This is a genomic window from Marinomonas sp. TI.3.20 (genome assembly GCF_038155025.1).
Classification (GTDB): Bacteria; Pseudomonadota; Gammaproteobacteria; order Pseudomonadales; family Marinomonadaceae; genus Marinomonas; species Marinomonas flavescens.
Window position 1 is genome coordinate 251,434 of the sequence record NZ_JBAKAS010000001.1, and the last position, 21,213, is coordinate 272,646.

The 21,213-nt window shown below is 43.6% G+C and carries 21 protein-coding genes; 6 read left to right on the forward strand and 15 right to left on the reverse strand.

Going from position 1 to position 21,213, the window contains the following annotated elements; all coding sequences use genetic code 11:
• Positions 1-212 precede the first annotated feature (212 nt).
• From V6259_RS01130 to V6259_RS01140, 3 genes are read right to left on the reverse strand one after another with little or no spacing between them, the layout of a single operon-like run.
• Positions 213-1,136 carry a 5-oxoprolinase subunit C family protein gene (locus tag V6259_RS01130; RefSeq protein WP_341582997.1) on the reverse strand — a complete coding sequence of 308 codons (924 nt, stop codon included), beginning with the start codon at positions 1,134-1,136 and terminating at the stop codon, positions 213-215.
• On the reverse strand, positions 1,126-1,830 hold the full coding sequence (gene pxpB / locus V6259_RS01135; protein ID WP_341582998.1) for a 5-oxoprolinase subunit PxpB: 705 nt from the start codon (positions 1,828-1,830) through the stop codon (positions 1,126-1,128). The genes V6259_RS01130 and pxpB overlap by 11 nt, the downstream gene beginning before the upstream one ends.
• 8 nt (positions 1,831-1,838) lie before the next feature.
• Complete coding sequence (locus V6259_RS01140; protein WP_341583188.1) at positions 1,839-2,591, reverse strand: 5-oxoprolinase subunit PxpA; 753 nt, start codon at positions 2,589-2,591, stop codon at positions 1,839-1,841.
• A 254-nt stretch (positions 2,592-2,845) separates the two neighbouring features.
• On the opposite strand from V6259_RS01140, the gene V6259_RS01145 reads away from it, so the two are divergent.
• Positions 2,846-3,436, forward strand: a complete 591-nt coding sequence (locus V6259_RS01145) for a DUF502 domain-containing protein (RefSeq protein WP_341582999.1) — start codon at positions 2,846-2,848, stop codon at positions 3,434-3,436.
• 26 nt (positions 3,437-3,462) lie between these two features.
• Here the strand turns inward: V6259_RS01145 and V6259_RS01150 are convergent, their stop codons facing one another.
• The 7 genes from V6259_RS01150 to V6259_RS01180 all read right to left on the reverse strand — a co-directional run bounded on the left by V6259_RS01150 (position 3,463) and on the right by V6259_RS01180 (position 9,882).
• On the reverse strand, positions 3,463-4,593 hold the full coding sequence (locus V6259_RS01150) for an ABC transporter permease (protein WP_341583000.1): 1,131 nt from the start codon (positions 4,591-4,593) through the stop codon (positions 3,463-3,465).
• A complete protein-coding gene (locus V6259_RS01155) occupies positions 4,583-5,533 on the reverse strand; it encodes an ABC transporter ATP-binding protein (RefSeq protein WP_341583001.1) in 951 nt (316 codons plus the stop codon). Before V6259_RS01155 ends, V6259_RS01150 begins: the two co-directional genes overlap by 11 nt.
• Positions 5,530-6,477 (reverse strand): HlyD family secretion protein, encoded by a 948-nt coding sequence (locus V6259_RS01160; RefSeq protein ID WP_341583002.1) that lies wholly within the window; start codon positions 6,475-6,477, stop codon positions 5,530-5,532. The genes V6259_RS01155 and V6259_RS01160 overlap by 4 nt, the downstream gene beginning before the upstream one ends.
• A gap of 212 nt (positions 6,478-6,689) precedes the next feature.
• Positions 6,690-7,166 carry a nucleoside deaminase gene (locus tag V6259_RS01165; RefSeq protein ID WP_341583003.1) on the reverse strand — a complete coding sequence of 159 codons (477 nt, stop codon included), beginning with the start codon at positions 7,164-7,166 and terminating at the stop codon, positions 6,690-6,692.
• 85 nt (positions 7,167-7,251) lie between these two features.
• Positions 7,252-8,055: an ABC transporter permease gene (locus tag V6259_RS01170; RefSeq protein WP_341583004.1), complete on the reverse strand. Its 804-nt coding sequence runs from the start codon at positions 8,053-8,055 to the stop codon at positions 7,252-7,254.
• Entirely contained in the window at positions 8,033-8,833 is an 801-nt protein-coding gene (locus V6259_RS01175) for an ABC transporter ATP-binding protein (RefSeq protein WP_341583005.1), read from the reverse strand. The genes V6259_RS01170 and V6259_RS01175 overlap by 23 nt, the downstream gene beginning before the upstream one ends.
• A gap of 56 nt (positions 8,834-8,889) precedes the next feature.
• A complete protein-coding gene (locus V6259_RS01180; RefSeq protein ID WP_133010742.1) occupies positions 8,890-9,882 on the reverse strand; it encodes an ABC transporter substrate-binding protein in 993 nt (330 codons plus the stop codon).
• A 316-nt stretch (positions 9,883-10,198) separates the two neighbouring features.
• On the opposite strand from V6259_RS01180, the gene V6259_RS01185 reads away from it, so the two are divergent.
• Entirely contained in the window at positions 10,199-11,425 is a 1,227-nt protein-coding gene (locus V6259_RS01185) for a TIGR03862 family flavoprotein (protein ID WP_341583006.1), read from the forward strand.
• Positions 11,426-11,547: 122 nt separating this feature from the next.
• Here the strand turns inward: V6259_RS01185 and V6259_RS01190 are convergent, their stop codons facing one another.
• Together V6259_RS01190 and V6259_RS01195 are read right to left on the reverse strand one after the other, a co-directional pair.
• A complete protein-coding gene (locus V6259_RS01190) occupies positions 11,548-12,096 on the reverse strand; it encodes a porin family protein (RefSeq protein ID WP_341583007.1) in 549 nt (182 codons plus the stop codon).
• A 403-nt stretch (positions 12,097-12,499) separates the two neighbouring features.
• A complete protein-coding gene (locus V6259_RS01195) occupies positions 12,500-13,561 on the reverse strand; it encodes an OmpA family protein (RefSeq protein ID WP_341583008.1) in 1,062 nt (353 codons plus the stop codon).
• A 485-nt stretch (positions 13,562-14,046) separates the two neighbouring features.
• Between V6259_RS01195 and V6259_RS01200 the strand changes: the two genes are divergently transcribed.
• Positions 14,047-14,199 (forward strand): hypothetical protein, encoded by a 153-nt coding sequence (locus tag V6259_RS01200; RefSeq protein ID WP_165942854.1) that lies wholly within the window; start codon positions 14,047-14,049, stop codon positions 14,197-14,199.
• A gap of 41 nt (positions 14,200-14,240) precedes the next feature.
• On the opposite strand, the gene V6259_RS01205 is transcribed toward V6259_RS01200, so the two are convergent.
• Positions 14,241-14,987 (reverse strand): DUF481 domain-containing protein, encoded by a 747-nt coding sequence (locus V6259_RS01205; RefSeq protein ID WP_133010745.1) that lies wholly within the window; start codon positions 14,985-14,987, stop codon positions 14,241-14,243.
• A 253-nt stretch (positions 14,988-15,240) separates the two neighbouring features.
• A complete protein-coding gene (locus tag V6259_RS01210; RefSeq protein ID WP_341583009.1) occupies positions 15,241-15,999 on the reverse strand; it encodes a DUF481 domain-containing protein in 759 nt (252 codons plus the stop codon).
• Positions 16,000-16,323: 324 nt separating this feature from the next.
• On the opposite strand from V6259_RS01210, the gene V6259_RS01215 reads away from it, so the two are divergent.
• The gene (locus V6259_RS01215; protein WP_133010746.1) at positions 16,324-16,848 is read left to right on the forward strand and encodes a YgjP-like metallopeptidase domain-containing protein; all 525 of its coding nucleotides are present in this window, start codon (positions 16,324-16,326) and stop codon (positions 16,846-16,848) included.
• A gap of 87 nt (positions 16,849-16,935) precedes the next feature.
• Here the strand turns inward: V6259_RS01215 and V6259_RS01220 are convergent, their stop codons facing one another.
• Positions 16,936-17,607, reverse strand: coding sequence for a 7-cyano-7-deazaguanine/7-aminomethyl-7-deazaguanine transporter (locus V6259_RS01220; RefSeq protein WP_133010747.1), 672 nt, complete (start codon positions 17,605-17,607; stop codon positions 16,936-16,938).
• 502 nt (positions 17,608-18,109) lie between these two features.
• On the opposite strand from V6259_RS01220, the gene V6259_RS01225 reads away from it, so the two are divergent.
• Both V6259_RS01225 and V6259_RS01230 read left to right on the forward strand, forming a co-directional pair.
• Positions 18,110-19,600 (forward strand): phospholipase C, encoded by a 1,491-nt coding sequence (locus tag V6259_RS01225; RefSeq protein WP_341583010.1) that lies wholly within the window; start codon positions 18,110-18,112, stop codon positions 19,598-19,600.
• A 161-nt stretch (positions 19,601-19,761) separates the two neighbouring features.
• A complete protein-coding gene (locus tag V6259_RS01230) occupies positions 19,762-21,204 on the forward strand; it encodes a 4Fe-4S binding protein (RefSeq protein WP_341583011.1) in 1,443 nt (480 codons plus the stop codon).
• Positions 21,205-21,213 lie beyond the last annotated feature (9 nt).

Genomic DNA, 21,213 nt, shown 5'->3' on the forward strand with positions numbered 1-21,213 from the left:
CAACAGGAGCTATATTAAAAGATATTTATGAATTATAAAAATTGTAATTTTCTTAAATCGTGATAAATAAAAGCTATTGACTAATAAATGAATAAAGTTTGCGATGACGTCGAAGGCAATAAACCAGGAAAGAGTGGAGAAAAGAGAGCTGTTAAGAAGAATAAAGAAGGCCAACCATCACTTATTGAGTTAAGTGATGGTTGGCTTGTGTGTTAGCGTAATTGGCTAATCTGATTCATGTGCAGTTGACGCTGTTGTTCGGCTTGTTCAATAGACGTCAGTACGAAGCGAATTTTGTCGCCAGGTTTTTGTTGCGACAGAACGCCGCCTCCATAGGGGGTGGTACAGCCTATTTTCGGGTAGCCGCCAATGGTTTGCCTATCTCTTAGCAAAACAATAGGTTGGCCATCTTGAGGCACTTGAATAGCCCCGTAAGCAATGCCTTCAGAGGTGATGCCTTTAATGTCGTTGCCAATGGCCGCGCCTTCCATCCGGTAGCCCATGCGATCGCAGTGATTGGACACTGTGTACTCTTGGCTGAAGAAGGTTTCTTTATCCGCTTCAGAGAACGATGAAGACTGGTAGCTTAAAATAACAGGGATTTCACTTTGACCGTAATTTGGGATCGCGGCTCTGGGCACTCGCATTTGCTTGAACGTTTGATCTTCTTGGTAGAGGATGATGTCTTCTTTTTCGAGTTTGTGGCCGTTGCCTTTTAACCCCCCAAGTTGCTCTCGCATGACGGTGGCGACGCTACCGAGTGTTGGCTCGCAGAGAAAACCGCCTTTAACCGCTAAGTAGGCGCGTAATCCCCAAACGGGTTGCTGAAAGCTCAGTAAGTCCCCTTTTTTTATCGCGTAAGTCTGCCATGGAAGCAGGGGCTTATCATTCAGTGTGGCGGCTAAATCCGCCCCGGTAATGGCGATGCTGGCATCCGCTTGTGCTTCAAGAGCCAAGCCACCAAAGGTGATTTCAATTTGTGCTGCATTGGGTGAGTTTTCCAAGAGTGCATTCGCCCAGCGGAAAGCCATTTCGTCCATTGGTCCGCCAGTGGTGATGCCCGTAGACAAATACCCATAACGACCTAGGTCTTGAATAAGAGCCAACATGCCTGCTTTGATAACCTTAAAAGCCATCGAGGACACCTCCCAGTGCTAAAAACTCTTCTTTTGAAATTGCCTTAAAGCGTACTTGATCACCCGTGGCAATAAGACCGATGTTGTCACTTTGCCAGTCGATCAGTTCAGTTGGTGTGCGCCCAAGTATCTGCCAGCCACCAGGTGTAACACTGGGATACACGGCGGTTTGATTTTCTGCAATCGCGACACTGCCTTTTGGTACCTTGTGCCTTGGGGTACTTTTGCGAGGAATATGCAGCTCAGCGGAGGTGTTGCCGAGGAAAGAAAAACCGGGCGCAAAGCCTGTAGCATAGGCGCGATAGGTTTGCTCGCTGTGCCGCAGAATCACCTCGTCGGGTGTGAGTCCGCAATGCTTGGCTACGTCGCCCAAATCAGGGCCGACTTCGTGGCCGTAGTACACAGGAATCACCACGGTATGGCGTTCTTGGTGACGGGGTGAACTGTCCAATGATAGTCTGGAAATAATACGGTTTATGTCATTATGTAACGCGGATCCTTGAGTTCGATCAAGATCGAACGTCACCAATAGTGTCGTATAGGATGGCACTAAGTCTTGTACGCTTGGTAATGATCTGAGCTGTTGTGTCATCCACAAAATTTGATCAGCAGTTTGCTCGTTAATGCCATCACCAAAGCGAATTAAATACGCTTGATCACTGACTTGTTCAAGAGAAACATGGCTTTGCATCATGATCTGTTCTACTTGTTTTCTTGTTGATTAAAGGTATCTACAATTTGTCGCAGCTTGGTTACGGCTTCTATGGCATGGTCACCATCGCCATGTACACAGATGGTGTCTGCGTGAATGACAAGGGTTTTACCTGAGCTAGAAGTGACTGTGCCGGATTCGCATAATTGCTTGGCTTGTTTCTCGATCAAGGCGTAACTCGCGTGGATGGCATTTGGCTCTTTACGTGGAGTAAGGCGGCCTTCGTCGGTATAAAGGCGATCGGCAAAGGCTTCAAACCAAACCGTTAGTCCGTATTTTTTAGCGAGCTTTTTGATTGCAGGTGCTTCAGGTACCGCTCCAACCATCAAGGGGAGCGAGGCATCGAGCTCATTAACGGCTTGCATCACAGTTTCTAATATCGCGTTGTCTGCCATCATTTGGTTGTACATGGCACCGTGTGGTTTAACGTAGTCAAGTTGTGTATTTTGACTTTCACAAACGCCTTTTAGGGCGCCAATTTGATATTGAATAATGGCTTTTAATTCCGCGGGGGCAATGTCCATATTGCGGCGTCCGAAACCGACTAGATCAGGATACCCCGGATGCGCACCAATACTGACATTATGCTGCTTCGCCAAGGCGACAGTGTTGGCCATTGTAAGAGGATCTGAGGCGTGAAAACCACAGGCAACATTGGCTTGGTCTACATAGGGCATAATTTGCGTATCTAGCCCCATTTCCCAGGTACCAAACGCTTCGCCCATATCGCAATTTAATTTCATCATTGAATCCTTGGTGGGCAGGATGCCGTTAACTCATTGTTATCTTGAAACTATCATATGGCACAGGGGCAGCTTTGGTAAAGCACGGGCATATAAGGGGTAAGCAAAAGGAATAGGTAATTGCAGAGAGATAGGGTATAAGCTCTCTTAATGATCGGCAACCTTTGTGTCAATCTCAGGCACTGTGGCGGATGAAGCATTGGTATGGCATAAAGCTTGCGTTATGCTGTTGCAAACTTAAGAGACGATGGAAAATGAATAAACTGGTTACCTTATTATTAAAGGGTTTGGTCGCGGTGCTACCGATAAGCCTGACTGTCTATTTGATTTATTGGTTATTGGCGACGGGTGAAAAAATCGCTAAGCCTGTTATCACTTGGATTATTCCCGACTCGCTGTATTTTCCTGGGCTTGGCTTACTGGCTACATTGGGCGCTTTGGTGCTGATTGGTCTGTTAGTTAATCTCTACGGTATTCGTTATTTGGTGAAATTAAGCCAGAATATTTTCGAGCGTATTCCGTTAGTAAAATCCATTTATGGGGCGTTTAAAGACATGATGACGGTCTTTAATTTGTCCGAAAAGAAAGAAATGAAAAGTGTGGCATCGCTAGAGTGGAATGGCGCTCAGGTTATCGGTTTTATCACGGGTGAAAAAACTGGCGAAAAACTCTTTGGCGATCAAAATCTCGTCGGCGTTTATGTGCCACTGAGTTATCAGATTGGTGGTATTACCTTGTACATTTCTCGAGACCGTTTAACCGTGCTGGACATCGGCGTGGAAGAAGCCATGCGCTTAGCATTAACCGCGGGGATACAGTCTGGTAATGAGCCTCCTAAAGCCTAAGTACTGACGTGTTGTTTAATCATCGACTATTCTAATTTTTTATTAAATCGCAAGGACGCGATGACTAAGCCTGCCATGGTAAATAGCCCCAACCACAGTGCGTCTTTACCCAATAAAAGTATATTTGCATCTCTCAATACGATGGCTCTAATCATGCGCATAAAGTGCGTTGCTGGCAGGGCTTCGGCGATCCATTGAGCAGCGACAGGCATTGCATCGTAAGGAAACATGAACCCTGATAACAATATAGAGGGTAGCAAAATGAAGATGGTCATTTGCATTGCTTGGAGTTGTGTTTTCGCGATTGTTGAAATGACGAGACCAAGGGCTAAGCTGGCAAAAATAAATAATAACGATGCAAAAAACAGCGACAACAATCCCCCTTTTATTGGCACGGCGAAAATCCAATGACCCATGCTTAAGATAATGGTCACTTGTACGAGTCCAACGATGACATAAGGCGCAATTTTCCCAATCATCAGTTCTATCGGACGCACCGGCGTAGTAATCAAAAATTCCATATTGCCTTGTTCTTGTTCCCTCACAATCGCCGCAGAAGTAAACAGAATCATTGTCATGGTAAGAATCACCGCGAGAAGGCCTGGGAGAGTATTTACTACCGTGCGTTGTTCGGGATTATAGTATTGAACAACCTCAAAGCTGGGGGCTGTCCGTGCTGTCGCTAGACCATTTATTTCGTCTAATGGCAGGTTGCGCAAGGCGCGAATACTTGCTGCGATGACGGTGTCGGAACCATCGACAATCCACTGCCCAATAGGGCGAGTTAGCGCCGAATAAGGCTGCTGATGGTCGTATAAAGGGTGGCTGAATAAGCGGCGAGTCATGTCTGCAGGCAAATAAAGCACAGCACTAATATCGCCTTTAGTAATAGCCACCTCAGCTTCTTTGATAGAAGTGTAGCGTGATATAAAATCGACCGATTGGGTGGCGACAATGGCTTGTTCTACGGCTCGACTTTCTGATGTTTGGCTTAAATCGACAAGGCCGACGGGAATATGTCGAGCATCGGTATTAATAGCGTAGCCGAATAGCATGAGCTGAGTAAGTGGAATCATGATGATCATGGCAAAGGTCATTCTATCGCGGGATAGCTCTTTTAACTCTTTGATGAAAATAGCCCAAACTCTAGCCCACATGACGACCTCCAGTACAGGCAACAAACACGTCTTCTAGACTAGGGCGTGCCAGTACGGCGTTTCTTCCATCGCTTAATTGTTTGATAAAGCCTAATGGGTCTTGCACCTCCTGTTTGACCAAAACACGTAAATGAGCGCCAATTTGAGCCGCAGACATGATCTCACTGTGCTGTATAAGGTTTTGTTTTAGATGACGTAATTCGTCACCGCTTACTTCAATAACGGTAGCCGGCATGGTTTCCATTAGCGTTTTCGGTGAGCCATCTGCCCGTTTATAGCCTTGTTCCATGATGGCTAAGGCATGGCAACGCTCGGCTTCGTCCATATAATGAGTGGAGACCAAAATGGTGGTGCCTGCCGAGCAAAGATCGAATAATCTTTCCCAAAATTCACGACGATTTTCAGGGTCTACCGCAGAGGTTGGTTCATCGAGAAATAACAGCTCTGGAGAGTGCAAGGTGGCACAGGCTAAGGCAAGGCGCTGCCGTTGACCGCCACTCATGGAGCCAGCGAACTGTTTGGTTTGATGCTCTAAATCGTATAGTGTGAGTAACTCTTCGATGCGGATTTTTCTACGAGCCCTAGAAAGACCATAAACCGCGCCCACAAAATCGAGATTTTCCCGCACGGTTAATTTCTCGTACAAGGAAAATTTCTGAGTCATGTAGCCCATGCGCTGCTTAAGAGATTCTTCATGGCCAGCGAGATTTTCTCCTAAAATTCGTATTTGTCCTTCGGTCGGTTCTAACAGCCCAGTCAGTAAGCGCATGCAGGTGGATTTGCCACAACCATTAGGCCCTAAAAAACCATAAATACTGCCTTTAGGGATGCGTAAGTCGAACTGATTGACCGCAATGTTGTTGCCAAAACGTTTAGTAAGCCCTTGTGCCTCTATGGCGTATTCAACGAGCTGTTGCTCTTTTGTTGACTGGGTGTTCATGGCAAATGAACCTCAACGGCTAGCCCTGTTGGTAGCTGGTCGGCATGTTCAATATCTATGTCGGTTAAGTACATCAGGCGAGCTCTATCACGCTCATTTAGCGCATAGAAAGGTGTATAGGCAGGTTGTGAACGAATATTGCGCACACGTCCTTGAAACGGTGCCTTAATGCCATCTGCGAACACAGAAACAGCATCGCCAATGTGGATTTTGGTCCGTGCGGTGGCAGGTAAGTAGACACGAGCGTAAGGCTGACTTGCTGATATTAGGCTAACGAGTTGAGTGCCAGATGAGACTCGATCTCCGACATGCCAAGGGATGGTGTCGATGATGCCATTGATAGGTGCTTTGATCGCTAGGTCTTTGCGGGCTTGTTCCTGCCAGACTAATGCTGCCTGCGCTGCTTTTACTCTGGCGCTTGCTTGTTCAATGTCTTCTTTTCTTGCACCATTTTTAAGTTCTAGCCATTGATCATAAGCTTGCTTGGCTTTCGCATGTAAACTGTCTCGCTTGGCTTTGGCTGCGTCTAAATCGGCGGTGCCTATGACATTGCTTTTATATAGCTTGGCACTGCGTTGATATTTAAGTTCTGCTTCTTTGCTGCCTGCTTGAGAAGCCTCTAAGGCTGCCAGTGCTGCACTTAGTTTTTCTGGTCGGGTCCCGGCGAGGAGTTCACTCAGGGCGGCCTTAGCTTGAGCGAGTTCGGCTTTACGCTGGCTGACTAATGCATTGGCGCTGCGAGGGTCTAGTTGCAGTAATAATTCGCCTTTTTGGACGGTCTGACCGTCATGGGCGTCAACCGAGGTAATTTGCTCTGATGCTGGCGCAGATAAGCGGATGCGGTCACGTTCAACTGTTCCCATAGCACGAGCACCACGATCAGATTGGCAGGCACTCAGTACGGCGAGCATTAAAATGGATAATAGGATTGACTGATATTTCATAGATAGCCTTTCTCCTAGCAATGACTGGTTGGATGATTGGAACACGTAAACCGTGGTTGTTCTCATTGAGAAAAGTAGGTTGAAGCGCTTGTGCCAAATATAAGCTATTCGGAACTTAAGCGTTATTAAGATAGGCCTATCTATTGATTCAGTGAAGCATAAATAATAAAAAACCCGCTTTCGCGGGCAAAAATGAAGAGAATTGAGCCTTGTTACCAAACGCCATTATGCAATGCGGCGGCATCGTCTTCTAATTCTGGACCGATGACTTCTGTGGCTCTTTGTCCCGACATAAATACCGTTCGGCAAGGTAGTGCTAAGGTTGGATTCTCTGGATGATTGCCAGTAATGCCTTTTAGGCGCTCTTCGCTTAATCCGTATATCACTCGCCCCACACCAGCCCAGTAAATTGCGCCTGCGCACATAGCGCAAGGTTCGGCAGATATAAATAAGCTGCATTTGTTGAGGAACTCTGGGCGATAAGCCTTGCTGGCACGAGTCATAATGAGTCGTTCGGCGTGCCCTGTCATATCCAAGTCTGGCAAGTAACCGTTTACTTGTTCCATGAGAACCTCACCGCTCTCATCCACTAATACAGCAGAGAAAGGGTGAATGCCTTGTTGCTTGGCATCATCGGCTAATTTGAAACTATGACGTAGATGCTGTTCGTCTTGAGCAGATAAGCTCATAAGTGAGTCCTGATAGATAACGATTTTTATTAATGACCGCGTATATTAAAAAAAGGTTTCTAAACACATACCGACCGTTACTGTGCTATTTTTTCTTTGGCAAACTCCAAGGGAACAACCACATCTGAATCCATTGAACAGATTTAAACAGTAACAAGCTGATGACAGATAAAAAGATTAAGCCTGCAAATGCCTGAGGGATTTTAAAGAACGAAGTGGAAAACTGGATAAAGTAACCTAAGCCTTGCTCAGCGGCGACAAACTCCGCTACCACAGCACCAATAATGGCGAGAGTGATAGAAATGCGTAAGCCACTGAATATATGAGGAATCGCATAAGGAATTCGAATTTGCCACGTTTCACGATAACGCGGTGCACGTAAGGATTTACTTAACTCAATAAGCTCTGGTGGTGTTTCCAACATGCCGGTAGTGGTGGAGACGACCATGGGGAAAAAGGTGATCAGGCACGTAATCAGCACTCGAGATGGATCACCTGTTCCCATTAGGACAATGATTAAGGGAGCAACTGCCACCACAGGTGTAGATTGGATCACAATCAACATAGGGTAGAGCGTGCGGTTTAATAATTCTGAGCGAATCATCGCAATAGAAAGCGGTAAACTGATCAGAATCGAGAGGCCAAAGCCCATTAAAGCGACGCGTAATGTGGCCCACAAGTGGGTCATCCAACGAGAAAATTCAACGTTAAAAAAGGCATGAACAATCGACGAAGGTGATGGCAGAATGTATTGGGGAACGTGGCCTAATGTACATCCGAGCTCCCAAACAATAATCAAGCTAATGAAAAATATGGCGGGTGCAAAGCGGTAACCTTGCTTACCAAGCCATTGTAGACAAGCGTTTTTAGGCGTGGACGTTTGGCTCATAAATATGCCCTCGAATGATGTTTGTTAGTTCGGAAAAGCGTGCAGAGTTAATGGTTTCAGGTGATCGAGGCCTTGGTAGGACAACGTCAATTAAATCTAGAACACTGCCAGGTCGTTTACTCATAACCAAAATACGGTCCGCTAGTAACACAGCTTCACTGATCGAGTGGGTAATGAATAAGACGGTTTTTGGATGGTCACGCCAGATATCCAATAGGTCGAAACCAATTTGCTCTCTTGTGAGTGCGTCGAGTGCGGAGAAGGGCTCGTCCATTAGCAGTATGTCTGGGTTTAATAACAACGCGCGAACGATGCCAACGCGCTGTTGCATACCACCAGATAACTCGTCTGGCATCTTTTCGGCAAAGGCGCTTAATCCTGTCATTGCTAACAGCTCGTCGGCGCGCTTTATATCTTCTGGACTGACTCGGCCATATTTATGTTTCAACGGAAAGAGCACGTTCTTTTTCACGGTGAGCCAAGGCAATAAATTTGGCTTTTGAAAAACGATTCCTACGTCATCACGAGGTTCAGTAACGGGGCGATTAAAGACGGAGACTTCGCCGTGGCTTGGGATAAGCAACCCAGCTACCATGCGTAAGAGGGTCGATTTACCACAGCCTGAAGGTCCTACAACTGCCACAAATTCATGACGATGAATGTCTAAGTTGATGTCTTGAACGGCCATTGGAGCATCTGGGTTTGGATCATAACGATGGCCAACGTCTTTCATGCTAACGTACGCATTTTGACTGCTTTTCTCTGTTGATTCGCTCATATATCAGCTTCTCTTTAGTGAGCTGCTTTTAGAGCAGCTCACTATCTGTAGTGGGATTATTTATTTTTTGGGATGAAGTGTCTGTTAACAATGGATTCAGGGTCGAGCGAGTCGGGGCTAAGGTTATTGGCTTCGGCTACGTATTTCCAAGTCGCGGCAATGCGTTTTGGTGTGAGTGCGCCAAATCCATCTTCCTGGGTTATTTTGTTATAAACGAGGTTATGAATACTGGCTATTTGTGCCGCCGCAATTTTCGCGTCAACTTCTGGTACCATTTTATGGAGGTCCAGACCTGCTTTGTCTGGATGATCAAAAGTGAATTTAACTGATTGTGCGTAGGCTTTAATAAAGCGTTTTGCGACGTCTGGTCGTTTTTCTAGGAATTTATCCGATGCTAGCAAAGCAGAGCTATAAAGTGATAAGCCGCCTTCGGACCAAGGCAATACTTTGATTTTTTTGCCTGCTTGAGCCGCTTGTTGTTCAAATAAGGCGGTGTTAGTGACCCAAGCGATAATGGCCTGGGTATTTCCTATCATTAGCATTGGGCCTAGTGCGCCTGGATCGACCTTGGTTAATTTAATCGAGTCTATTGGCACGCCATTTTCTTTTAGCACCAAAGGTAAAAAGGCGTTCGAAGAAGTGAATGGTGAGGTGGCAATTTTTTTGCCTTTTAAATCTTTGATGCTGTTAATGCCACTGCTGTCTAGCACATAAAAAGCGTGAGGTGCTTCGGTAAAGTACGAAAGTACGGCACTAACAGGGACTTTGTCTTGGGCTCTCGCCGCCATTAGTGCACCAATGTCAGAACTGCCCACATCGGATTGCCCCGTTGCAATCTTGGTAACGGCATCCGTCGAGCCTCGTCCGCTGGCGATTTTTACATCGATCCCTACTGCTTTAAAAAAACCTTGCTGGATTCCCACATAGACTGGGGCTTTATCCCCTCCAGGCAGCCAATCAAGTTGAAAAGTTACCTTATCGGCAGCGAAAGCGCTTCCGCTAATTGCAACGGCGATGGCAATAAAAGATAAGCGAGTCAGTTTTTTCATGCAGTGTTCCCCTTGAAGCGGTAAGTAAAACTTTGTTTGCAACGTTTGTTTCAATCTGCAAAAAATGAGCCTGTTCTTTTGTTTGTATGTGTAAAAAAATCTAATGCTTTGAAAATCAGTGGATTTTTCCAAGAGTTAGTCTGATTTTTTGAGGCAATATGTTGTTAATTATCCTGATGCTGTTCCGCAATGGCTCAGAGCATAACGATGGTATGCTTACTCGTGGTGCGTTAAGTCTGAAGAGAATTTTCGATGAAACATTGGTGCAGTGACCATTTTTCTTTATCATGCGCTCTTTTGGTTTAAGGTGATCTCGGTGCAACAACAGAAGTCTGTCATGGTTATTGGTGCTGGTCCTGCGGGATTGATGGCTGCAGAACGTCTTTGTGCTGCGGGATTTAAGGTCGATGTTTATGATGCTAAGCCAAGCGCTTGCCGAAAATTTCTACTCGCTGGCGTAGGCGGTATGAACATTACCCACTCTGAACCTTATGTTGATTTTATTCAGCGTTATTACGACAAAGCCCAGTGGCTGGATGCTTCGATCAGTGGCTTTGACGCTGATGCTCTGTGTCAGTGGATTCACGACCTTGGTATTGAGACTTTCATTGGCACTTCTGGCCGCGTATTTCCGAGCGATATGAAAGCCGCGCCATTACTCCGACATTGGCTTAAGCGCCTTCGTGAGGGAGGTGTGCAGTTTCATATGCGTCATAAAATGACAGCGCTGCAACCAAAGAGCGCAACCTTTGAACATGATGGCGACAATGTCACTGGGTTTGCCGATGCCATTGTTTTGGCGATGGGTGGAGCAAGCTGGCCAAAATTAGGTTCTGATGGGGCTTGGCATCGTATTTTGAGCGACAAAGGCGTGATAGTCGCTCCGTTAGAGAGTGCTAATTGCGGCTTTTACGGCGATTGGAGTGAGCACTTACAGAACAAGTTTGCAGGTAACCCACTTAAAGACATGGCGTTTACTTTTACCACACTAGAAGGCCAATCCGTGACTCGCAAAGGCGAGTGCATTGTCACTAAAGATGGGTTAGAGGGCAGCCTTGTGTACGCTTTTTCCAAATACCTACGAGACGCGATAAACGTGTCTGGTGAGGCGAATTTGTTGGTAGATTTGCTGCCTGCATTTAGCGAAGAGCAGTTGATAATGAAGCTTCAAAAAACCAAGCCTAAAGAGTCTTTCAGTAAATACTTAAAACGCACGGTTGGCATTAGTGGTATTAAGTCTGCCTTGCTTTATGAATCCCATGCAAAAACGTCGTGGCAGACCCCTGAGGGGCTAGCTCGTTGCTTAAAAGCTATTCCGGTACGATTGTATAAAGCCAAACCTATTAGCGAAGCCATTTCTAGTGCTGGTGGTGTTTGTGAAGACAGCGTTGATGACTATTTAATGTTAAAAAATATGCCCAGTGTTTTCTGTGCGGGTGAAATGCTCGATTGGGAAGCGCCAACAGGAGGCTATTTGTTAACCGCGTGTTTTGCGACTGGTTACCGCGCTGCTGAGGGTGTGAGCCGTTATTTAATGCCTTAAACACTTAATCTGTCGTTGGCCACATGTGAGTTATATAGCGTACCTATAAAAATGCCCAATTGAAGTGACATTCATTGGGCATTTTTGTCAGTACGGTTTTAATTTAGAGGTTCGGTTTTACTTTATAGGGAAGCCGGTTTACCGAAACTATATTGCACACCAACAGAGGTCATATTGTCGAATTTAGTATTGGTTAAGTCTTTTGTTAAACGAAAATCTGCACGCAGTGAAACATCTTGATTGATTGCGTATTTCACCCCGCCACCCGCATTCACAAACGTATTATTACCATTCGCTGATGAGTTTTTGGTGTAGTAAGTATTACCAATACCTGCTGCGACATAAGGCGAAAATTTCGCATTGGTAAATTCTGGTAGGTTATAAATACCATCGACTCGGTATTGGTCTAGATCAACACTACTGCCTCGGTGCTTCAAATCTGAATGTAAGTAGGTTAATTCTGCAGCCCATGGCGTTTTGGTTTGGTAACCCACGCTGACCGCATAAGTGGCGTCATTAGAAAGATTACGGTCTGAATCAGTGTGAATGTAACCAAGGCTTGGTGTGACAGTGAAGCCTTCTTTTGGTTGTTGAGCATAAGCCATAGTGGAAAGAGAAGTAGCTAATATCACGCCGCTAAAAAGAGTGCGTTTCTTCAATGAAATAGACATGTTATATCTCCTAATGAATGAATCATTTCGTTTCTCTAAGATCAACAATACGCGTTTTTTAGATACTTAAAAGCCCTTGAAAAATAAGCTAAAACTCAGGTTTTTATGACTATTTCGTAATCGTGACATGACACTGACTTATTAGACTAAAAATTAGGATCAATGTGTTTTTAAGAGAGGTTTTCGAATGGAAATATAGGAGGAAAAAAGGGGGTTTTTACAGACCATTTTCACTTCTTGAATATCATGTCATTACGCTGAGAGTGGATTAAGCCAGTCGATGGTGCTCTCTGATTTGGTACTGCTAGTACCCAGATACAAAAATACGCCAGATGATGATCATCTGGCGTATTTTTATTAACTACTGTGTCTAATAATACGTCGTTCTAAAGTATTACTGAGATTATGCTTCGTTTTTTGAAACGACAGCAACAACACGGCGGTTTGCTTTTCTGTGCTCTGCAGTATCGTTAGCCATTAGTGGTTTTTCTTCACCATAACCAATTGAAGAAACACGATCTTTAGATATGTTAAACGTCGTTACCAGTACGTTTGAAATTGCTTTGGCACGTTTTTCAGATAGTTTTTTGTTGTAGCTAGCGGCACCTTTGTTATCGGTATAGCCTTCGATCATAACGGTTGCTTTAGGTTCTGCTTCTAAGTAAGCCGCCAATTTAGCAATTTCAGGGTAGAACTTCTGTTGAACTTCTGCTGAGTTTGTTGCAAATGGAACAACTAGGTTCACCGCATGGACTGGAGCTACAACAGCAGGCGCAGGTTTAGGCGCTGGCGTTGGTTCCACAGGTTGTGCTTGCTCGACTATTGGTGCTTTATCTTCTACAGGTTGTTGCTCAGTAACTGCTGCAACTGGCTCAGCGGTTTCTTGTGGTTGAGCGTAGGCATCAGAATCTGAGTTATCGCTTGCTGCTGACTTATGAGAAGTACCAAAAGTGTACTGCACGCCAACGGTTGTGATGTTGTCTAGGTGATTATCTTCTACGTCTTTTACTAGACGAAAATCAGCACGAAGAGCCAATGCATCATTGATTGCGTATTTCACACCACCGCCAGCATTCACAAATGCGTTATTGCTGTCAGATGCTTTACTGAAGTCTGCAGTACCAACACCCGCTGCTAGATAAGGAGTAAGGTTTGTGTTTTTGAATTCAGGTAGGCTGTATAAGCCATCTAGACGATATTCATTAACACCTACTTTCTGACCGCTTTTTTTGCTGTCTGCATTAAGGTAATTAAATTCAACGGCCCATGGGCTGTTGAACTGATAACCTAGGCCTAAAGAATAAGCGGTATCGTTATCCGTTTTACGATCGTTATCAAAATTGTAGTAACCAATACTTGGCGAAATGGTGAAGCCTTCAGTAGGGGCTGCAAGTGCCAAAGTAGAGATTGATGAAGCGGCGATGATGCCACCAAAAATTGTACGTTTAGTCAATGTTAAAGACATTTCCTTTCTCCTTAGATAAACATTTTCCAATGTTCGTTTTACATGTTTGTTGTTTCGTTCTGTGTCATACAATAAACCTGTTTTGACCATAGTAAAAGTCACTCAGGTTGGTGCGAAAATAAGCACATTGCCTTCTATTTCGTATTCATGACAATGGTTTGACAGATCAAGCCATTTTACCACAGAGCCCCCTGTAAATAGGGGATAGAAATGTATTAAAGTGTCTAGAAATGTAGGAAATCATTACAGGATTTTTTCACTCGATTTTTCATAAAAATCAATTGTGATGAGATGTTGTAGATTGTCTGACATAGACTGAAAAATTAGCGTTTATTTGCTTGGTAATTAAAAGATATTAGCAGGATTAATGATGGTTTTTTATTGTCAGAAAAGCCACTTTTACACAAACTTTAAACCGTGGTTGGCGGAAGCTAAAATAAAAATCAGGTAGCGTAGTGGATTCTGTTTTCAAGGAGAGGCGCAGCATGGAACATTTTTCGCAATTGCTTATAGATCTAAAGCAGATATCACTCCAAGATATTTCACAAATCCCTGATCAAAAACAACATATTTTGGTTGAGCACATTGAAAAGCTTCAAGATGAATTACGCGCGCTAATAGAAGAAGGCGACCTGTAGTCAAACCTTCTTCTCTTTCACCAAGAGCCTCGGGAATTAGCCTAAAAAGAATAGAGCATGGATACCGTTGTTTCTGTATCGGTATTCTCTGTGTCTGCAGGCACCTCTGAAGAGTACTTGATCCGGTATGAAACTTTCATAGCAAGATTGTCGACGATATTAGCTTGTAGCGATGAGACAGATTCAGTGATTGAACTGCCGTGCTCTGTGCCTATCTCAGTGTTTAGCTCTTGTCTAAATAAAGAGGTTTTAGAGAGATTCTTCTCATAAGTCGCGCTAAAACGTGTGATGGGCGTGCGTTCTGAATCATCCGTTGTATTATTTTCATCAATTATGTTATTTCGATAACCTAGACCTACAGATGCCTCTAAATAGGAACCGTCATCTTCTTGCCAAAAGCGATTACCATAACCGGTAGAGGTTGAACTTTGATATTCATAACCTGAGAATAAGTTCTTGTCATAAGCACCACGAACATACCAAAATTGGTGGTCGTTAAATATATAATCACCTTGGACTGTTCCGCGATATTGCTCTTCTGTTTTAGTGTCATCAGAGTCGGCATAAATCGAAGAGAAGGTATAAGTATTACGCCACTTTTTTAATTGCTGAACGATATTAAGCTTACTGTTGATATTGGTTGTTTGGCTGTTCCCCGTTGTCAAAATCATCCCTAATTCTGCAGATCCCTGCCAAGGTTTTTGCGTCTTATTCTGTGGATTTGTATCGGCATAGGCCATCTGTGTTGCCAGAATGGCGAGCAGAGGGAGGTGGTATTTGGCTTTCATTGTTGTCTCCATGTTAATAAACAGTCAAAAGTAAATGACTGCTTTCTTTATTCACTACTGTCACACAGGACAAGGAAAGGTCTTTTCCTTGCATGTCTGTTGTGTGGCGGCTCCCTGTGAGCAGCAAGTTGTTCGAGAAAATAACATGCCTAGAAATAATATTTGTTTGATTACAGAAGGTTACACCTTTGCTTCATGATGTTTAGACGCTGTAATCGCTCGTTACATAATCTATATTGATGGGATTGTCTTGTTAGAAAGAATACAGCAAGGTAACAGCGGTCTCGGTGTCTGTCTTTTCAGTATCGGTCGGTACTTTTGACGAGTACTGAATTCGATACGAAAGTTTCATTGCAAAGTTATTCACAATATTAGCTTGTAAGGAGCTAATAGATTCGGTCACTGTTTCTAAATTCTCGATATTTATCTGCGTAGTTAGAGATTGTCGAAAAGCCGATGTGGGTGACAGTTTCTTGGTTAATTTCACCGCTAGGCGAGTGATAACACCACGATCAAGGCTGCCTTCCTCAGTGCCTATTTCAATTTGGTTTCTTCGATAACCAATACCCGCTGAGGCCTCTAGGAAAGAACCATCTTCCTCCTGCCAAACTCGGTTACCATAACCAGTTGAAACACTACTTTTGTATTTATAACCAGAAAAAAGGTCTCTCTCTGCTTGGCCGCGGAGGTACCAAAACTCTTTATCGTTAAACTTATAGTCACTTTGTAGTGACCCTCGATAAATTTCTGCTGTCGTTACATCGTCAGAGTCTGAATAGATAGACTCAAAGGAATAATGATTACGCCAATTTTCTAAATTTTGATCGATGTGTATTGCGCCGTTGATATTGTTAGTATCACTGGTACCTGAGGTTCTTTGTATTCCTAATTCGAAAGAGCCTGACACTCCTTTTTTGTCGATAGATACTATTGTTTTTTTGTCAGCAGTAGCAGCAAAAGCCATTTGTGCAGCGAACATAACCAATATAGGTAAGCTGTACTTTAAAATCATGAAAACCCTTTCTATTGAAAAAGCGGCTAATAAAGCCGCTGTCATTAAGGCAAGATAATGTGTTCTACATTTTGTTAATTATCAAAACATCGCCTGTTCGTTGAAATTTAACATAAAAATTTGAGTGGACTTAGAGCCGTTTTGAGAAACTTACTTTTTCTTAGATTATTTCCATATTCGTGTGTTTATACAGATAAGAAATTGACATGCTGATGCCATGACTCAGTCGTTATGTTTTTAATGTATTTATTTCTTGTCGGTGTTTGAATCCAAAGTCGGGTAAAATGAGGTCTTTATCCGGTCTCGCTTTGTAGGAAAAGTATTATGAGTCAGAGTAACCAAGAGGCGCCGAATTTACGTTATCTCAATGCCTACAGTGCACAGCTTCAACAGCAGGCGCAAGGTTTGCTTGAGGCAGGAAAAACAGCTGATTTTTTATTAAAACGATACCCGGACGCTCACAATATTAACGGTACTCGTCCGCTGTATGATTATGCAATGGCATTGAAAAATCAATTTATGCGCAGTTCCGCTCCTATTAGTAAAGTTGTTTACGACGATAAAATTCATGTAATCAATAATGCATTAGGGTTGCATACCTTCGTGTCGCGAGTGCAGGGAAATAAACTCAAAGCTAAAAATGAGATTCGAATATCTTCTTTGTTTCGTCGTATTCCTGAACCACTATTAAAGATGATCGTTGTACATGAGCTGGCGCATTTACGAGAGAAAGAGCATGACAAGGCTTTCTATAAATTATGTTGTTATATGGAGCCAGATTACCATCAACTAGAGTTCGACCTGCGACTTTATCTTTGCCATCGAGATTGGTTTGGGGATCTTTGGTAAATTATCAAAAAGAGTAGAAGTTGCTATATTGGCTTTAACCTCTGAGAAAGGAGCTTCGCCGCTCCTTTGCTCCTTTCTCATGGGTGACTAAACTTTGACGCCGACTAATCGGAAATCAGGCTTCACGGCAGTAATTTTCTTCACTAAATAGGTTAACAAAACACCGTACATTGGAATAAATAATCCAATGCTAATAAACAGCTTGAAGCTGTAATCTGCTAGTGCAATCTCTTTCCAATGCTGCGCCATAAATAGATCTGGGCTTTGATAGAAAGCAATACTAAAGAAAACTAACGTGTCTAAACCATTTCCTAGCAGTGTTGACGCTGCGGGTGCGATCCACCATTGCTTCATTTGACGAAGACGGTTAAAAACTTGCACATCTAAGATCTGACCAAATAAGTAGGCGACTAAACTTGCGATGGCAATACGCATGACAAACCAGTTTATCGAGGTTAGATCTTCGTAACCTTGAAATTGGCCCTGAGCGAAGATAACGGATAGCGCATAAGACACAATCAGTGATGGCATCATGACTAGAAAAATAATGCGACGGGCTAGCCGTGCACCTAAAATTCGAACCGTGAGGTCTGTCGCTAGAAAAATAAAGGGAAAAGTGAATGCCCCCCATGTGGTGTGAAAACCCAATACCGTAAAAGGGATTTGTACTAGGTAATTGCTTGAAGCGATAACCAACAGATGGAATGCTGCAAGATAGATTAGCGCCTTACGTCGCTGCTCAGGAGTAAAATTATTCATTGTGGTGCCTTTTTTTTGATTTGACTTGAATGCTGTTTGGGGTGAGGGAACCCAAATTAAAACATCAACACGACCGGCCTGACCCATTTGGCCAAACACGGCGCGTGATTATACATTAACCGACTGTTTAAGAAAGGGCGTCTTGTATGCTTCTTGTACAAAAACAGTGAGGCGTCAGTTTTAGTGACATAGATGAAAAAATTATTAACGATTTAAAGCGTTGTTGTCTTTCACGGAAACTATTGAGCTATTGAAATGTCTAGTAACTGAAAGTTGCTGATATTCAGGAAAACAATTCTCAAAAATTATAAGATAATCATTTACATAAAGCACAAAAAAAGACCTACAGTCATTTTTCTCTTAATAAAACGTAAGAGATTTGAAAGCTTCTTGTTCGTAAAAAAACGGACACAATTCTGTCATTAACCCCCTCTAGTCTGAATCACATTCAGTATTCCTACTGACTATGTGCTTTTCAATCTGAGTCTACAGGGGAGTTTCCATGCGCTTATCAAAACCATCTTTATTAGGGACGTGCACAGCACTTGCTTTGCCTTTATGTATTTCTACTGCTGTTCATGCAGCCAATGCATCAGAGCACACGGCTACGCCGATTAAGCATGTGGTAGTGATTTTTCAAGAAAATGTGTCATTCGATCATTATTTTGGCACCTATCCAAACGCAACAAATCCAAAAGGTGAGCCCGCTTTTCATGCTAAAGCGAATACACCTGCGATGAACGGATTGACGGAACAACTTCTTAAACATAACCCCAATGAACTCAATCCATTTCGTATGGTGCGAAACCAAGAGCCTTTTGATCAAGACCATGGATACGACGCTGAGCAAGATGCTTATAACGGCGGTTTGATGAATCAGTTTTTTGCCAAAGCAGGCAATAAACATTCTGCTGAAGGTCAGCGTCAGGTAATGGGTTATTACGATGGTAATACCGTGACAGCGCTTTGGAATTACGCACAAAACTTTGCTATGAGTGATAACTCTTACGGCACTATTTTTGGTCCATCTACTCCAGGTGCATTAAATCTAGTAGTGGGTCGCACAGGCCCTGTGATGCAAGAGCATACACCAGGAGTCGAAGGCGGTAATTTGGTGGGTGATAATAATCCTCGATTAGATGATTGCTCCTACTCAGATGCAAGCATGGCAAAAAAATATGAGCATGATTTGGATGCGACCGACCCGAAAAAACGGATTGTGCTCAGTGGCCATAATGTTGGCGATTTATTGAATAAAAAACACGTTACTTGGGGCTGGTTTGAGGGTGGTTTTGATCCAACCAGCTATAAAAATGGCTTTGCGACATGTGGCATGAAAAGCACTAACCAATTTGGTGGTGTGAAAGGTGATTACATCCCTCATCACGAACCATTTCAATATTTCCAATCTACTTCTAACCCACATCATTACCCGCCATCTAGCATTTCGAAAGTGGGTGACGATGATCAAGCCAACCATCAATACAGCTTAAAAACTTTCTGGAGAGCGGCTGATTCTGGTTATCTTCCTGCGGTCACCTTTTTGAAAGCGAAAGGCATTGAAGATGGACATGCAGGATATTCCAACCCTCTTGATGAGCAACGTTTCTTAGTTAATACCATTAATCGATTGGAAAAACTGCCGACCTGGAAAGATACCATGATTGTCATTGCTTATGATGATTCTGATGGTTACTACGATCACGTTATGCCACCTAAAAACCATTTTGCTGAGCAAACTGGACGTCACGGATACGGCCCTCGCTTGCCTTTGTTGGTGGTGTCTCCTTACGCAAAAACAAACTTTATTGATCACTCAGTGACAGATCAAAGCTCGGTAATGCGTTTCATTGAGGACAATTGGAAACTAGGCCGCGCCGGAAATTCGATGGATGCTCATGCCGGTACTTTGAATGGCATGCTGAACTTTAGTAAAGATAATAAAGCTCATGTGCTTATCCTAGATCCAGACACTGGTGTCGTAGCGTCATAACATTATAAAGCATGGGTGATTTTTAACTGCAGGGGTTGTCATGCTATTTGAAGCGAGTCTGTGACTCGCTTCATTTTTTCGATAGTAGCTCCTATTTATAAGCGCATATACAGCATTACTTGTCCTTTATTTAAAAAATTCTGGACGATTTTATGAGGGGCATGATGTTTTCATCTCAACAGACACGAGTAGAAAAATGGCTAGATGGAGGCTTGGTGCGACTCGGTCGTAGTCGTCTTTATTGGCAAGTATTTATGCTTATGTGCTTGTGTATATTGCTAGTGCTGCCTTTGTTCTATTCGGTGCCCAAGTATCAATGGCAAACACCTTGGAATAATAGCCAACTGTTCAGCGAATGGCTGCTGTGGGCCATATGGTATCCGGGTACTTTATTGTCTGTGTTATTTGTCGGGCGTTTATGGTGTGGAATATTGTGTCCATTGGGTGCTATGAGTGAATGGTTCAGTCATCTCGGAGCACATATTCCTGTGCCTCGTTTTGTTAAGCATCCGATGACCGCTGCAATGAGTTTTATCTTGATTACTGTATGGGCACAAACGCTCGATGTTCGCGACGACTTACACACTGCTTTAGTGTTGTTTTCGGTGATGTTTGCGCTGGCCATTGGTTGTGGCTTGCTGTTTGGTAGTGAGCATAAGCAAGGTCGTCGAGTGTGGTGTCGTCATCTATGTCCTATTGGCTCCATTCTAGGTGTTTTCTCTCGATTGGGCGTGACGAATTTGGTCTCCAAACAACGCCGTATGGTAGTGAAGGATGAGTATCATCAACGCATTGAAGCCGTAGCAGAAGGTTATCGTGACAATGGTTTATGCCCCACTAGTATTGACCTTGGTAGTAAGAAAACATCGCGTCATTGTATTAAGTGTGCGCGTTGCGTAAATCCTGATTCACAGGGGGGATTGAAGGTACAGTTGCGCTTGCTGGGCAGCGAGGTAATTAATATTGAGCGTCACGCTCCCTGTTTTTCTGAATTATGGTTCATCTGGCTTGCACCGGGGCTGGCCGTGGCTGGCTTTGTGTGGAGCAGTACTCCGTTATACGTCTCGTTTCGCCAAGCGTTGGGACATTTTGCTATGTCTCGTCAATGGTATGGCTTATTTCAATCAGGTCCTGCTTGGTTAATGAATCAAAATTCTGCGTTAAATCAACATTATCTATGGCTCGATTTTATTTCGATTAGCGGTTTTATGATTGGGTGTGCGTTGTTCTTGGCACTGCCTCTGTTGATGTGCTCATGGCTGGCGAGTGGATTATTTAGGAAACGCTCAGATTCTCTATTGATGCGCATGTCGATTTTTGGTTATCAGTTCGCACCTATGGCGATGTTGTGCATTGTATTAGGTCTTGGCAGCACCTTATTTGCGTCCTTGAAAACCTTACTGGGCAGCGGTGTTATTGTCCTAGAAGTAGGTTTATTAGCTATAGCTTTGCTGTTTAATTTAGTGAATGGATGGCTCTGGCTGCAGAAACAAAGTTTGCCTTTAGGCGCACAAGTTGTCACCAGTTTGTTGTTTTTCATTGGCTGTATTCTACTCAGTGTCGCCACTTTATGGAGTATTTTTCCATCTTTACTGTTTCATTAAAGGAACGGA

Bases quoted from the DNA above. Each gene is read 5' to 3' on its own strand.
- V6259_RS01155 (WP_341583001.1), bottom strand. From the start codon at position 5,533: ATGAACACCCAGTCAACAAAAGAGCAACAGCTCGTTGAATACGCCATA.
- pxpB (WP_341582998.1), bottom strand. From the start codon at position 1,830: ATGATGCAAAGCCATGTTTCTCTTGAACAAGTCAGTGATCAAGCGTAT.
- V6259_RS01150 (WP_341583000.1), bottom strand. From the start codon at position 4,593: ATGTGGGCTAGAGTTTGGGCTATTTTCATCAAAGAGTTAAAAGAGCTA.
- V6259_RS01205 (WP_133010745.1), bottom strand. From the start codon at position 14,987: ATGAAAGCCAAATACCACCTCCCTCTGCTCGCCATTCTGGCAACACAG.
- V6259_RS01190 (WP_341583007.1), bottom strand. From the start codon at position 12,096: ATGTCTATTTCATTGAAGAAACGCACTCTTTTTAGCGGCGTGATATTA.
- V6259_RS01145 (WP_341582999.1), top strand. From the start codon at position 2,846: ATGAATAAACTGGTTACCTTATTATTAAAGGGTTTGGTCGCGGTGCTA.
- V6259_RS01215 (WP_133010746.1), top strand. From the start codon at position 16,324: ATGAGTCAGAGTAACCAAGAGGCGCCGAATTTACGTTATCTCAATGCC.
- V6259_RS01200 (WP_165942854.1), top strand. From the start codon at position 14,047: ATGGAACATTTTTCGCAATTGCTTATAGATCTAAAGCAGATATCACTC.
- V6259_RS01225 (WP_341583010.1), top strand. From the start codon at position 18,110: ATGCGCTTATCAAAACCATCTTTATTAGGGACGTGCACAGCACTTGCT.
- V6259_RS01220 (WP_133010747.1), bottom strand. From the start codon at position 17,607: ATGAATAATTTTACTCCTGAGCAGCGACGTAAGGCGCTAATCTATCTT.
- V6259_RS01140 (WP_341583188.1), bottom strand. From the start codon at position 2,591: ATGAAATTAAATTGCGATATGGGCGAAGCGTTTGGTACCTGGGAAATG.
- V6259_RS01230 (WP_341583011.1), top strand. From the start codon at position 19,762: ATGATGTTTTCATCTCAACAGACACGAGTAGAAAAATGGCTAGATGGA.
- V6259_RS01180 (WP_133010742.1), bottom strand. From the start codon at position 9,882: ATGAAAAAACTGACTCGCTTATCTTTTATTGCCATCGCCGTTGCAATT.
- V6259_RS01175 (WP_341583005.1), bottom strand. From the start codon at position 8,833: ATGAGCGAATCAACAGAGAAAAGCAGTCAAAATGCGTACGTTAGCATG.
- V6259_RS01195 (WP_341583008.1), bottom strand. From the start codon at position 13,561: ATGTCTTTAACATTGACTAAACGTACAATTTTTGGTGGCATCATCGCC.
- V6259_RS01210 (WP_341583009.1), bottom strand. From the start codon at position 15,999: ATGATTTTAAAGTACAGCTTACCTATATTGGTTATGTTCGCTGCACAA.
- V6259_RS01170 (WP_341583004.1), bottom strand. From the start codon at position 8,055: ATGAGCCAAACGTCCACGCCTAAAAACGCTTGTCTACAATGGCTTGGT.
- V6259_RS01160 (WP_341583002.1), bottom strand. From the start codon at position 6,477: ATGAAATATCAGTCAATCCTATTATCCATTTTAATGCTCGCCGTACTG.
- V6259_RS01130 (WP_341582997.1), bottom strand. From the start codon at position 1,136: ATGGCTTTTAAGGTTATCAAAGCAGGCATGTTGGCTCTTATTCAAGAC.
- V6259_RS01165 (WP_341583003.1), bottom strand. From the start codon at position 7,166: ATGAGCTTATCTGCTCAAGACGAACAGCATCTACGTCATAGTTTCAAA.